The sequence below is a fragment of the Bacillus sp. AF62 genome, from assembly GCF_050312695.1.
Taxonomy (GTDB): domain Bacteria; phylum Bacillota; class Bacilli; order Bacillales; family Bacillaceae_G; genus Bacillus_A; species Bacillus_A cereus.
Genome location: NZ_JBNPJZ010000005.1, coordinates 1 through 13,411, shown reverse-complemented (window position 1 = coordinate 13,411; position 13,411 = coordinate 1). Strand labels below are relative to the sequence as shown.

Genomic DNA, 13,411 nt, shown 5'->3' with positions numbered 1-13,411 from the left:
ACTTGTATAATTATGTATCATAGAAAATATCCTTTTTTGTACAGATTATACCATAGATTCTAAACAGGTTCTTAGTAAATAGGTGACATACACAAAAAAGGGGATTTCTACATATTTTAGGTACATAACTAGATAGGATTACCATTTCATTTTAAAATTCACCTTTGTATAGTAGTGGAATAGAAAAAGTGTAGAAAACCAATAAGTAGTGTCATTTAATTATTTGTGGAAGTTACATTTTATTTCAAATAGGAACTACCTATTTTTATAAAAAGTGCTAAAATAGAAAAATGAAAACAATTGGTTAGGGTGATTTCAGTGACAAAAATTAAATTAGGTTTATTATATGGTGGAAAATCAGCTGAGCATCAAGTTTCGTTACAGACGGCTCTTGCTGCTATTAAAGCGTTAAATCAAGATAAATTCGAGATTCATCCAATTTATATTACAGAACAAGGTCAATGGGTACGTGGTGAGCGTATTGAAGGTGAAGTAACAGATGTTGAAGCTTTAAAAATGAGTAGTGCAAAAAATGCGATTTCTCCGTTATCATTAAGTACAGAGATTATTCCATCTGCAGCTTCTGAGGAAAACGCTATTGACGTTATTTTCCCATTACTACATGGACCAAACGGTGAAGATGGAACGGTTCAAGGATTATTAGAATTGATGAATATTCCTTATGTAGGAAATGGTGTTCTAGCATCATCTGCTGGTATGGATAAAGTTGTTATGAAAAACATCTTTGCAGAGGCTGGTTTAAAACAAGCAAAATATGCGTCTTTCATTCGCAGTGCATGGGAAAAAGATCGTCAGGAAGCTTATTCTAAAGTAGAAGATAAATTAGGATATCCTTGTTTCGTAAAACCAGCAAACCTTGGTTCAAGTGTTGGTATTAATAAGTGTAAAAATCGTGAAGAACTTGAGAATGCATTTGTAGAGGCATTCCAATTTGATCGCAAAATTATTGTAGAAGAAAATATTGTAGGTCGTGAAGTAGAAGTTGGGGTACTAGGTAATGATGAGCCGAAATGTTCAGTTGTAGGTGAAATCGTTCCGAAAAAGGACTTCTATGATTATAAGTCGAAATATATCGATGGTGATACGGCGTTAATTATTCCAGCTGAAATGACAGAAGAAGAATCTGATGTGATTAAGCGTGATGCAATTATTGCGTTCCAATCATTAGATGGTGCAGGCTTAACGCGAGCTGATTTCTTCTTAACGAAAGACGGAGGAGTGTATATTAACGAAGTAAACACTATGCCAGGATTTACACCGTTTAGTATGTTCCCTCTATTATGGCAACATACTGGGTTACCGTATCCAGAGTTAATCGAAGAGTTAATTCGTTTAGCGATTGAACGTCACGAAGAAAAACAAAAAATTAAATATACAATCTAACAAAAAAAGGAGGAAGCACTATTCGTAGGAATAGTGCTTCCTCTATGTAAGGAGCGTTTCTATATGATAAAGCGAATGTTAAAGCAAGTAGAACAGATGGTAAATGGTACTGGATTAGCAGAGCAATATGAGGGAACTATTATTCAAGGCGTGTCTATTGATACGAGAAAAATTGAAAAAGGAAACTTATATGTTCCGATTCAAGGGGAGCGTTTCGATGGACATGCTTTTGTAGATAAAGCAGTTGAAAATGGAGCTGTAGCTACATTGTGGATGAAAGATGTAGCAAATCCACCCGAGAATCTTCCGGTTATTTTTGTAGAAGATACGCTATCTGCACTGCAAATGTTAGCGAAAAACTATCGCGATCAATTGGATGTTAAAGTTGTTGGTGTGACAGGTAGTAACGGTAAAACATCCACGAAAGATATTGTGACAAGTATTCTCGCGACTAAGTTCAAAGTTCAAAAAACAGAAGGGAATTTCAATAACCATATTGGGTTACCTCTCACTATTTTAAACTTAGAAGAAAATACAGAAGTAGCTGTATTAGAAATGGGTATGTCAAGCCGAGGAGAGATTGAATTTTTATCTAAGTTAGCTCGTCCTAATGCAGCTATCATTACGAATATTGGTGAAGCACATTTAATGGATTTAGGATCTCGTGAGGCCATTGCTGAAGCGAAATTAGAAATTGTTACAGGGTTACAAGAAGGTGGCGTGTTCGTATATAATGGAGATGAGCCGTTATTAACGAATCGTGTTCCTGAAATGAATTTAGCAGCGGAAACAGTTACGTTTGGTGATGCAAGAGCCAACGATTACTATCCAACAACTGTAACATTACAGGCAACTGGGACACATTTTAAAATGAATAGAGATGAAAATATTTCATTCTACCTACCGGTGTTAGGAAAACATAATGTGTACAATACACTTGCTTCAATGGCAATTGCGACACATTTTGGTGTGACGTGGGAAGAGATGAAACAAGGTTTAGTAACACTTCAAATGACGGGCATGCGTATGGAGATTGTAAAAACGGATAGTGGATTAACAATTATCAACGATGCTTATAATGCAAGTCCGACGGCTATGGAGGCAGCATTCCATTTAATGAATGGTTTAGATGGATTTACTAAAAAAATCGTTGTGCTTGGTGATATGTTAGAACTTGGAAATCAAGAAGTGCAGTTCCATTATGAGGTAGGTAAATTAATCGATCCAGCAAAAATCTCACATGTATTCACATACGGTAGATTAGGAGCTCAAATTGCTGAAGGAGCGAAAATTAATTTCCCTAATGAACGTGTAAAGGCGTATGATAATAAAGAAGAGTTAGTAAGAGATTTACAAGCAGTAGTCGATGCGAAAGATGTTGTATTAATAAAAGCATCTCGCGGTATGAAATTAGAAGAAGTAATTACGATGTTGAAATAATTGGTGTATATAAATAGGGATGATAGTCACGAAAATAGAAGAAACTTATAATAAGCGCTTACAGTAAATGATAAAAAAATAAAAGTAAAGAAAAAGGCCCTGAATATAAAATAAGGTAACAGTTGGGTTTGCTTTTTACACATACAAAACTTATAATTGATAAAGTGTAATAACGTTTAGAAGTATTTTCGTGAAGAATATACGCCCGGTTATATACGTGAGCATTCAGGAAAAGGGCTTTTCCGCAAATTCGGAAAACGCCTTTTTTTAAATGATAAGTATAGGATAGAAAAGGAGAAGTAACATTGACAACATTTCGAGAATTAGGATTAAGTGAGTCTTTACTGCAATCGGTTGAAAGTATGGGCTTTGAAGAGGCTACGCCGATTCAAGCTGAAACAATTCCACATGCATTGCAAGGTAAGGATATTATTGGGCAAGCGCAAACAGGTACAGGGAAAACAGCAGCATTCGGATTACCACTATTAGATAAAGTGGATACAAATAAAGAAGCAGTTCAAGGTATTGTTATCGCGCCAACGCGTGAATTAGCAATTCAAGTTGGAGAAGAGCTATACAAAATTGGTAAACATAAACGTGTTCGTATTCTACCAATTTATGGTGGTCAAGATATTAACCGCCAAATTCGTGCTCTAAAAAAACACCCACACATTATTGTTGGTACGCCGGGTCGTATTTTAGATCATATTAACCGTAAAACACTTCGCTTACAAAACGTAGAGACTGTTGTTCTTGATGAAGCGGATGAAATGTTAAACATGGGCTTCATTGAAGATATTGAAGCGATTTTAACAGATGTGCCAGAAACACATCAAACATTATTATTCTCAGCGACAATGCCAGATCCAATCCGTCGTATTGCTGAGCGTTTCATGACTGAGCCTCAACACATTAAAGTAAAAGCAAAAGAAGTAACAATGCCAAACATTCAGCAGTTCTATTTAGAAGTGCAAGAAAAGAAAAAGTTTGACGTGTTAACACGCTTACTAGATATTCAATCTCCAGAGCTTGCGATCGTATTCGGTCGTACAAAGCGTCGTGTTGATGAATTATCAGAAGCATTAAACTTACGTGGTTATGCAGCAGAAGGTATTCATGGTGACTTAACACAGGCGAAACGTATGTCTGTATTACGTAAATTTAAAGAAGGTGCTATTGAAGTTCTTGTTGCAACAGACGTTGCTGCACGTGGTCTTGATATTTCAGGCGTAACACACGTATACAACTTCGATATCCCACAAGATCCAGAATCATACGTTCACCGTATCGGTCGTACTGGCCGTGCAGGTAAAAAAGGTATTGCAATGTTATTTGTAACACCACGTGAATCAGGACAATTAAAAAATATCGAGCGTACAACAAAGCGTAAAGTTGATCGTATGGAAGCACCGACACTTGATGAGGCATTAGAAGGTCAACAACGTTTAATCGCTGAAAAACTTCAAAGCACAATCCAAAATGAGAACTTATCATACTACAAGCGTATTGCAGAAGAAATGTTAGAAGAGAATGACTCTGTAACAGTAGTAGCTGCTGCTTTAAAAATGATGACTAAAGAGCCGGATACAACTCCGATCGCTTTAACATCAGAACCACCAGTTGTTTCAAGAGGTGGCGGTTCTAAAAAACGTGGCGGTAACGGAGGCGGATACCGTGATGGTAACCGTAATCGTAGTCGTGACGGACGTGGCGGTGGCGATGGTCGTAACCGTGATGGACGTAATCGTGACGGAAACCGTGATCGCAATCGTGATGGAAACCGTGATCGTAATCGTGATGGTGGTAGTCGTGGTCGTAGAGGTGAAGGTCAAGGTCGCCCAGGATCTTCAAATGGACGCGGCGAAAGAAAACATCATAGCCGTCCACAAGCTTAATAAAAAAGAGAATGCCCTTTGTTGGCATTCTCTTTTTTTATTTCTGTAATTGTGCATACTACATAGTAGTTATGATAGAAAAGGGGCTGTTATATGCTTGTAAGGCTTGGTTACGTTGCGATGAGTGTGCATTTGAAGAATGCATCCCCATCTCAAACGATGACGTACGCACAGTTTCAGAAAATAGATGATCGTGATGCTGCAATTCGTAAACTTGAAAGAATTGCTAATTCCAATTTGGAAAATTGTTTACGTTTATTAAAGCATAATAAGGGACATGACATATCTTTCTTTCGGCTTAGTTCTAAGCTCATTCCTTTAGCGAATCATGAGGAATTGCTAGAGTGGAACTATATTCGTCCTTTAAAAGAAAAATTGAAAGAATTAGGTGAATATGCAATTCATATGAATATGCGAATTGATTTCCATCCAGATCATTTTGTTGTACTAAATTCACCTGAGGAGAGTGTTTTTAAACAATCTGTAAAGACATTGCAGATGCACAAAAAATTATTAAAAGGCATGGGGATTGAACATAAGCAACGATGTGTACTACATGTTGGAGGAGGGTATAAAGATAAAGAACTTGCATTAGAGCGTTTTATAGAGAATTGGTCTAATGTCCCAAGGGGTATTCAAGAAATGATTATATTAGAAAATGATGATACAACTTTTACGTTAGAGGAAACATTATATTTAGGAGAAAAATTAGATATTCCCGTCGTGTTTGATTTGCATCACCATATGATGAATAATGAGCAAGAAGATTGGTATGAAGATTGGGCACGTGTTGTTCATACGTGGGAAACATCTTTGTTACCGGTTAAAATGCATATCTCTAGCCCTAGAGAGGGAAAAGATCCAAGAGCTCATGCAGATTATATTAATGTAGACGCATTTTTATCTTTTTTAAGAAGGATAAAGGGAAGTGTTCCGCAAATTGATTGTATGATTGAGGCGAAGATGAAGGATGAGTCTTTATTTCAATTAATGAGGGATTTAAACGAACAGGTAGATGTAGAAATTATCGATGGTGCAAGCTTTTATATTAAATAAGCTTTGCACCATCGTTTTTTTTTGTTAAAAAAGGAGTTAAAATGCCGCCGGTTATTAAACCTGTTAAATGACTGATCGGATTGGCGGAAGGATTAAAGAAAGTAAATAGCAGTAATAGAAGTATCACAATTGAGAAAATGGCAATTTCTTTTGGTTTTGAAGAGCGGTATCGATTGTACAATAAAAATAATTGTGCGCCTAATAGTCCGAAAATACCACCTGATGCACCTGCGTGAATATATTCAGGAGGCATAATAATATAAGAAGAAATATTTCCGGAAATTCCAGAAAGAAAAAATAGAATAAAAAAAGAAAAGTGTCCGAGTTGCTTTTCGATAGAAGAACCAAGTGCAAACAAAAAAATACTATTAGAAAGAAAATGTTGTAAGTCTACGTGTACCAGAAGGGAAGTTATGACACGCCACCATTCTCCTTTAGCGATATATTCATTAGAGGCTGCCAGTGGGAAGAGGAAAAAGTCGCCTAATATCATCATGACTAAGTGAATAAAAAGTAAGGTGAGAATAGTCGGTTGTAAAGAAATCTGAGTAGATCTTATTAGCATACGGTTACTATCACCCCTTTTGCATCAGAAAGATTCTCTGTTATTCTTATCAATATGAAAGAAGAAAGTTAAATAGAAGAAGGGGATTTTGAAATGATTATAGGGATTGGAATCGATATTATTGAATTAAATCGTATTGAAAAAATGCTAGATGGAAAGCTTAAATTTATGGAACGTATTTTAACAGAAAATGAACGTAATGTTGCTATGGAGCTGAAAGGAAGTCGTCTTACAGAGTTTGTAGCTGGAAGGTTTGCAGCGAAAGAAGCGTATTCAAAAGCTGTAGGTACTGGTATCGGGAAAGAAGTGAGCTTTTTAGATATTGAAGTGAAAAATGATGAAAGAGGTAAGCCGATTCTGATTACAAGTACAGAGTGTGTTGTTCATTTATCAATTAGTCATAGTAAGGAATTTGCTGTTGCTCAAGTTGTTTTAGAAAGCTCGTCACGCTAGTCTGCATATTTTATATCTTTGTCTCATATATTTGAGGTAGCGATAAGGAAGGTACATCTTCCATTCATTTATAGGGGCAAAGGGGCTGAAGTGATGAAAAGGCGTCTGTTTTTAGTTCTTGTCGGTTTGTTGACCGTTTTTGTGTTGGCGGGTTGTGTGGAAAAGAAACAAGATGATGTCGTGAGAGATTTAGAGGCGAAAGTAAAAGGGATGAAAAGTTATCAAGCTGAAGCGAAATTATCTATTAAAACAGGGAATGAGCCTCAGGAGTATAATGTAGAGATTTGGCATAAGGAACCGTCTTTTTATCGTGTGAATTTAAAGAATGCAAAAAAAGATCAGAGCCAAATCATTTTAAGAAATGAAGAAGGTGTATTTGTATTAACGCCAGCACTTAATAAGAGCTTCCGTTTTCAAAGTGATTGGCCGCAAAATAGCAGCCAGGCTTATTTATATGAATCACTTGTAAGAGATATTTTGCAGGATAAGAAAAACCTTACTTTCGAGAAAACAGATAAGTATTATATTTTTAAAACAAAAACAAACTATCAACATCAAAATATGTTGCCGAAACAAGAGATTACGCTGAAGAAGAGCGATTTGACTCCAGTTTCAGTGAAGTTAATGGATAATGATCAAAATGTTCTTGTAAAAGTAGATTTCTCTAAGGTGAAATTCGATGCGAAATTTGATAAAGGTGCATTTGATACGAAACAAAATATGTCTAGAGCACAGGTAGATGTTCAAACAACAGCAAAAGAAGACAAACCGTTTGCTATTTTGTATCCACTTGATACACCGCAAGGTATGACTCTGCAAGATGAAAAAGAGTTGAAGACAGACAGTGGCAAGCGTGCGATACTCACATACACTGGAAATAAGAAATCCTTTACTTTAATACAAGAAAAGGCAAAAGTTGCAGAGGCTTCATCAGCGGTAAGTGTAAGTGGAGAACCAGTTGATCTTGGGTTTACGATTGGTGCATTGACGAAAGACTCTGTAACGTGGGCGCATAACGGAGTAGAATATATGCTCGTGTCTAAAGGTTTAGAGCCGAAGGAGCTACTAATGGTTGCTCGTTCAGTTACAGCGAAGCAGGTGAAGTAAACTTCTTAGACGTGGTGATATATGTGCACCACGTCTTTTCTTAGTTTGAAGGTGGATTTCATAAAAGAAGCATATAAAAGAATAAGCTTCGCATATCGTGTATAAGGAAGTGTATTTATGGAAGAAGCACCATTTTACCGTGACACTTGGGTGGAAGTGGATTTAGATGCCATTTATAACAACGTTACGCATATTAAAGAGTTCATCCCAAGTGATGTAGAGATTTTTGCTGTAGTTAAAGCAAATGCATATGGGCACGATTATGTACCGGTGGCTAAAACGGCATTAGAAGCGGGTGCAACAAGGTTAGCAGTTGCTTTTTTAGATGAAGCTTTAGTACTTCGGAGGGCTGGTATTACTGTGCCGATTTTAGTGTTAGGTCCCTCGCCGCCGCGTGATGTAAATGTAGCTGCTGAAAATGATGTAGCGCTAACTGTTTTTCAAAAAGAATGGGTGGACGAAGCAATTAAACTTTGGGATGGTTCATCTGTAATGAAATTCCATATTAACTTTGATAGTGGTATGGGGAGAATTGGAATACGTGAAAGAAAAGAACTGAAAGCATTTTTAAAGAGTTTAGAAGGTGCACCGTTTTTAGAGTTAGAAGGAGTATACACGCATTTTGCAACGGCAGATGAGGTTGAGACTTCGTATTTTGATAAGCAATATAATACGTTCTTAGAGCAGTTAAGTTGGTTGAAAGAATTCGGAGTGGATCCTAAGTTTGTCCATACAGCTAATAGTGCTGCCACGTTACGTTTTCAAGGGATTACATTTAATGCAGTGCGAATTGGGATTGCAATGTATGGATTATCTCCTTCTGTAGAAATACGTCCTTTTTTACCATTTGAATTAGAACCGGCGCTATCACTGCATACGAAAGTAGCTCATATTAAACAGGTGATTAAAGGTGATGGAATTAGTTATAACGTCACTTATCGAACGAAAACTGAAGAATGGATCGCGACTGTAGCGATTGGTTATGCAGATGGATGGCTTAGAAGATTACAAGGATTTGAAGTGCTTATAAATGGTAAGAGGGTACCGATTGTAGGGCGAGTAACAATGGATCAGTTCATGATTCATCTTCCTTGTGAAGTGCCGCTTGGTACGAAAGTTACGCTTATTGGAAGGCAGGGAGATGAGTATATTAGCGCTACAGAGGTTGCGGAATATTCAGGGACTATTAATTATGAAATTATTGCAACGATCAGTTTCCGTGTGCCAAGAATATTTATACGGAATGGTAAGGTTGTAGAGATAATTAATTACTTGAACAATATATAGAAGGTAGTATGATTGCTTCTTGTCATTGGAGTGACTGTTCATTACTGGATAATAAGCTCTTTTTGATGAGAAGCTTTTTACTTATAATCATTTTTTATATAAGTTACACGTAAGTTTTGAAGAGGAGTTCTATTGTTTTTAGTTAGTTATGAGATAAAAAATTTAAGAAGATGAATGTTTTGTTTATGAATTGGAAAACATAAGCAAGGAATAAGGAAGTCTTTGCAACAGGCTCCATACAATGGTATTATTACAATAGGTGTCATATATATATTTGGGTGTGTAGTTGACGGTGGAGGTGTATTTTTGTGTCCGAATCAAGTGTAACTACTGAAATCGTGGTTCGGTTGCCAAAGCAAATGGTAACGGAATTGGACGGAATTGGAAAACAAGAGAATAAGAATCGCCATGAACTAATTTGCCAGGCAACACAATTGTTATTGCGTCAACATAAGACGAAGAAACGCTACCAACATGAATCAATGCGACGTGGGTATATTGAAATGGGAAAAATTAATCTTGGTATTGCATCTGAAGCTTTCTTAGCGGAGTATGAAGCAGCTCATACAGTAGAACGCTTAGTTAGCGGGGGGTAATATTTTGATTGTAAAACGCGGCGACGTGTATTTTGCAGACCTTTCCCCAGTTGTTGGTTCTGAGCAAGGAGGCGTTCGTCCGGTTCTTGTCATTCAAAATGACATCGGAAATCGTTTTAGTCCAACGGTGATTGTAGCGGCTATTACTGCACAGATTCAAAAAGCGAAATTACCCACTCATGTGGAAATTGATGCGAAAAAGTATGGTTTTGAGAGAGATTCTGTTATTTTACTTGAGCAGATTCGAACAATCGATAAGCAACGCTTAACGGACAAAATCACTCATTTAGATGAAGTGATGATGAGTCGTGTAGATGAAGCGTTACAAATTAGTTTAGGACTAATAGATTTTTAAATCGGCAGTTTAAGTTGCTCTCTTTGAAGGGCAACTTTTTTTATTATAGAGGAGGTTACGGTTGTATATGGAAATGGTAGATAATCGACAAGCGTTAATGAAAATGTTAGTGAAAGAATTAGGCTTTAGCGAAAAGCAAGTTCGTCATGTTATTCAATTAACAGAAGAAGGTAACACAGTTCCATTTATTGCTCGTTACCGAAAAGAATGGACAGGCTCTTTAGATGAGGTGCAAATTCGTGCGATTTTAGAGAGATGGCAATATATGATGCAACTTGAAGATAGGAAGGAAGAAGTTATTCGTCTTATTGATGAGAAGGGAAAACTGACAGGAGAGCTGAGACAGCAAATTGTTAAAGCTACAAAGTTGCAGGAAGTAGAAGATTTGTATCGTCCATATAAAGAGAAAAGAAGAACGAAAGCGACGATTGCAAAAGAAAAAGGGTTAGAACCGTTAGCTGAATGGTTGTTGTTATATAAGAAAGAAGATCCGGCTAAAAAGGCAGTGGAATTTATTAATGCAGAGAAAGAAGTGCAATCTGCAGAAGAAGCTTTACAAGGTGCACAAGACATTATTGCAGAAATGATTTCAGATGAAGCTACGTATCGTAGTTGGATTCGAAATATTACTTTTAGAAAAGGTATTATGTCTTCGTCTGTAAAAGGTGAAGAAAAAGATGAAAAGAATATATATGAAATGTATTACAGTTATGAAGAACCATTGCAAAAAGTAGTACCACATCGTGTATTAGCAATGAATCGCGGTGAGAAAGAAGATATATTGAGAGTTTCTGTTGTCCCACCAGTAGATGAGATATTAAATTTCTTATATAAGAAAGTAATTCGTGATAACGATTCTAAAAGTGCGCATTATGTACAATTAGCGATTGAAGATGGTTATAAACGATTAATTCAATCTTCAATCGAAAGAGAAATTCGTAAAGAATTAACAGAAACAGCTGAAGAACAAGCGATACACATTTTCTCTGAGAACTTACGTAACTTATTATTACAACCTCCGATGAAAGGGAAAGTCGTGCTAGCGGTAGACCCGGCATATAGAACTGGTTGTAAATTATCTGTAGTAGATGATACGGGGAAAGTACTACATATTGATGTTATTTATCCGCATCCGCCTGTTCGTAAATATGATGACGCAAAAACGAAAGTTCTTTCTATTATAGATAAATATCAAGTTGAAATGATTGCAATTGGTAATGGGACAGCATCTAGAGAAACAGAGGAATTTATAGTAGATGTATTACAAAGTGTGAAACAGGAAGTCTTTTATATTATTGTAAATGAAGCGGGTGCTAGTGTATATTCAGCTTCTGATTTAGCTCGTGAAGAATTCCCGAATTTACAAGTTGAAGAGAGAAGTGCCGTTTCTATTGGAAGACGTCTGCAAGACCCACTGGCTGAACTTGTGAAAATTGATCCTAAATCAGTTGGGGTTGGACAATACCAACATGATGTATCTCAAAAGAGATTGAATGAGTCATTAACATTTGTAGTAGAGACAGCTGTTAACCAAGTTGGGGTTAATGTAAATACGGCTTCGGTTGCATTGTTACAATATGTTTCAGGTTTATCGAAAACTGTTGCGAAAAATATTGTGGCAAAGAGAGAAGAGGATGGGAAATTCACAAAGCGCACGGAATTAAAGAAAATCCCACGTTTAGGTGCAAAGACGTACGAACAATGTATAGGTTTCTTGCGTATATTAGAAGGAGCGAATCCATTAGATAGAACAGGTATTCATCCCGAACAATATAAAAATGTTGAATTGTTATTGAAGAGTTTAGGGTTATCGATAGATGACGTAGGACAACCGCAATTACAAAAGAGATTGGAAGAAGTAGAGATTTCTAAGTTGTCTCAAGAAACGGGGGTTGGGGAGCCGACGTTAGTTGATATTATAGATGCGCTCATTAGCCCAGAACGAGATATGAGGGATGAGTTGCCTAAACCACTTCTGAAAAAAGGGATTTTGAAATTAGAAGATTTAAAACGTGGTATGGAACTAGAAGGAACAGTGCGTAACGTTGTTGATTTTGGTGCTTTTGTTGATGTAGGCGTAAAGCAAGATGGTTTAGTGCATATTTCTAAGCTTAGTAAACAGTTTGTAAAGCATCCGTTAGATGTTGTATCAGTAGGACAAATTGTAAAAGTATGGGTAGATGATATTGATACAAAAAAAGGACGCGTTGCACTATCTATGTTGCCGATTGAATAGTAAGAGAAGAGAGCAGATGAAACTGCTCTTTTTTTATAGAATAAAAAGTGTAATGGATTATGAGTTTTGATGTATTTTGCTATAATAAAACCAGCATTCATTTAGCAATTTAATTTGATACCGGTTTTTTTCGAAATATGCACGTTGCATCTGTTTTTTTAGCCACGTAGGCATAGGAATCCCTCCTTGTTTAATCCTACTCTCAAAAATCTAAAGTGCTATTGATGAGAGGTTGGTGAGTGGATTTCTATTCATGTTGTGTTTTTAGAAACCACGCGTCTTGAATGAGGATGGGTATATGTACTATTTAATATATGTATAAGAAGCGTGAAAAGTGTAAAAATATTTTTTTGTTTAGGAGGAATGAGAATGGGCGAGGGAGAAATTCAACGGCTAGTGGAAGAAGTATCGCTACAATACTTCGGAATGCCGTTTTTACATAAAGCAACGTTCAATAGTAGGCTGCGTACAACTGGTGGGCGTTATTTGTTGAAGAGTCACAATGTTGAACTGAATTATCGATATTACGAAATGTATGGTAAGGAGGAGTTAATCGGAATCATCAAACATGAACTGTGTCATTATCACTTGCATATTACAGGAAGAGGGTATAAGCACAGGGACAGAGATTTTCGTGAGTTGTTAAAGAAAGTTGATGCACCTCGTTTTTGTAAACGAATGATTAATGAAGAGAAGGAAAAAAAGATTTATAAGTATGAATGTATGGAGTGTTTACTTCAATATGTAAGAAGGCGTCAAATAAATACAAAAAGATATGTCTGCGGAAAGTGTAAAGGGAAACTCAAACCGATATCGAAAACATCTTGACAGTAAAAACACAATCCAGTATATTATAAACATGTCACGTTTGAACAAGATGTTGTTAAAAACTTCTTGACTTACAGAAAGAATTTTTATAAGATACAAATTGTCTTCATTATTCCGCAGTAGCTCAGTGGTAGAGCTATCGGCTGTTAACCGATCGGTCGTAGGTTCGAGTCCTACCTGCGGAGCCAT

Annotated in this window: 13 protein-coding genes and 1 tRNA gene; 12 read left to right on the top strand and 2 right to left on the bottom strand. The window is 36.6% G+C overall.

Annotated elements, in window-relative coordinates:
• The first annotated feature begins 318 nt into the window (after nucleotides 1-318).
• From ACQRBL_RS01135 to uvsE, 4 genes are all read left to right on the top strand, one after another.
• Nucleotides 319-1,404, top strand: coding sequence for a D-alanine--D-alanine ligase (locus tag ACQRBL_RS01135; RefSeq protein ID WP_411996692.1), 1,086 nt, complete (start codon nucleotides 319-321; stop codon nucleotides 1,402-1,404).
• 63 nt (nucleotides 1,405-1,467) lie between these two features.
• Nucleotides 1,468-2,844 (top strand): UDP-N-acetylmuramoyl-tripeptide--D-alanyl-D-alanine ligase, encoded by a 1,377-nt coding sequence (gene murF, locus ACQRBL_RS01130; protein ID WP_000595969.1) that lies wholly within the window; start codon nucleotides 1,468-1,470, stop codon nucleotides 2,842-2,844.
• Nucleotides 2,845-3,149: 305 nt separating this feature from the next.
• Nucleotides 3,150-4,739, top strand: a complete 1,590-nt coding sequence (locus tag ACQRBL_RS01125; RefSeq protein ID WP_000206602.1) for a DEAD/DEAH box helicase — start codon at nucleotides 3,150-3,152, stop codon at nucleotides 4,737-4,739.
• 93 nt (nucleotides 4,740-4,832) lie between these two features.
• A complete protein-coding gene (gene uvsE, locus ACQRBL_RS01120) occupies nucleotides 4,833-5,795 on the top strand; it encodes a UV DNA damage repair endonuclease UvsE (protein ID WP_000961144.1) in 963 nt (320 codons plus the stop codon).
• On the opposite strand, the gene ACQRBL_RS01115 is transcribed toward uvsE, so the two are convergent.
• On the bottom strand, nucleotides 5,788-6,360 hold the full coding sequence (locus tag ACQRBL_RS01115; protein WP_000908526.1) for a rhomboid family intramembrane serine protease: 573 nt from the start codon (nucleotides 6,358-6,360) through the stop codon (nucleotides 5,788-5,790). The two genes, uvsE and ACQRBL_RS01115, sit on opposite strands and share 8 nt — an antisense overlap.
• Before the next feature lie 93 nt (nucleotides 6,361-6,453).
• On the opposite strand from ACQRBL_RS01115, the gene acpS reads away from it, so the two are divergent.
• The 6 genes from acpS (at nucleotide 6,454) to ACQRBL_RS01085 (ending at nucleotide 12,394) form a co-directional block, all read left to right on the top strand.
• Entirely contained in the window at nucleotides 6,454-6,813 is a 360-nt protein-coding gene (gene acpS, locus ACQRBL_RS01110) for a holo-ACP synthase (RefSeq protein WP_053565408.1), read from the top strand.
• 156 nt (nucleotides 6,814-6,969) lie between these two features.
• The gene (locus tag ACQRBL_RS01105; protein ID WP_411996693.1) at nucleotides 6,970-7,920 is read left to right on the top strand and encodes a LolA family protein; all 951 of its coding nucleotides are present in this window, start codon (nucleotides 6,970-6,972) and stop codon (nucleotides 7,918-7,920) included.
• Between the two features lie 117 nt (nucleotides 7,921-8,037).
• Complete coding sequence (alr, locus tag ACQRBL_RS01100) at nucleotides 8,038-9,207, top strand: alanine racemase (RefSeq protein WP_000390593.1); 1,170 nt, start codon at nucleotides 8,038-8,040, stop codon at nucleotides 9,205-9,207.
• Between the two features lie 308 nt (nucleotides 9,208-9,515).
• Nucleotides 9,516-9,803 (top strand): antitoxin EndoAI, encoded by a 288-nt coding sequence (locus ACQRBL_RS01095; protein ID WP_000004570.1) that lies wholly within the window; start codon nucleotides 9,516-9,518, stop codon nucleotides 9,801-9,803.
• 4 nt (nucleotides 9,804-9,807) lie between these two features.
• Nucleotides 9,808-10,158: a type II toxin-antitoxin system endoribonuclease NdoA gene (gene ndoA, locus ACQRBL_RS01090; RefSeq protein ID WP_000635965.1), complete on the top strand. Its 351-nt coding sequence runs from the start codon at nucleotides 9,808-9,810 to the stop codon at nucleotides 10,156-10,158.
• Nucleotides 10,159-10,225: 67 nt separating this feature from the next.
• On the top strand, nucleotides 10,226-12,394 hold the full coding sequence (locus tag ACQRBL_RS01085) for a Tex family protein (RefSeq protein ID WP_000426207.1): 2,169 nt from the start codon (nucleotides 10,226-10,228) through the stop codon (nucleotides 12,392-12,394).
• A 57-nt stretch (nucleotides 12,395-12,451) separates the two neighbouring features.
• Here the strand turns inward: ACQRBL_RS01085 and cmpA are convergent, their stop codons facing one another.
• Entirely contained in the window at nucleotides 12,452-12,568 is a 117-nt protein-coding gene (cmpA, locus tag ACQRBL_RS01080; RefSeq protein ID WP_001143640.1) for a cortex morphogenetic protein CmpA, read from the bottom strand.
• 195 nt (nucleotides 12,569-12,763) lie between these two features.
• Between cmpA and ACQRBL_RS01075 the strand changes: the two genes are divergently transcribed.
• Nucleotides 12,764-13,222, top strand: a complete 459-nt coding sequence (locus ACQRBL_RS01075) for a SprT family protein (protein WP_000503730.1) — start codon at nucleotides 12,764-12,766, stop codon at nucleotides 13,220-13,222.
• Nucleotides 13,223-13,335: 113 nt separating this feature from the next.
• A tRNA-Asn gene (locus tag ACQRBL_RS01070) sits at nucleotides 13,336-13,410 on the top strand.
• Nucleotide 13,411: the final 1 nt, after the last annotated feature.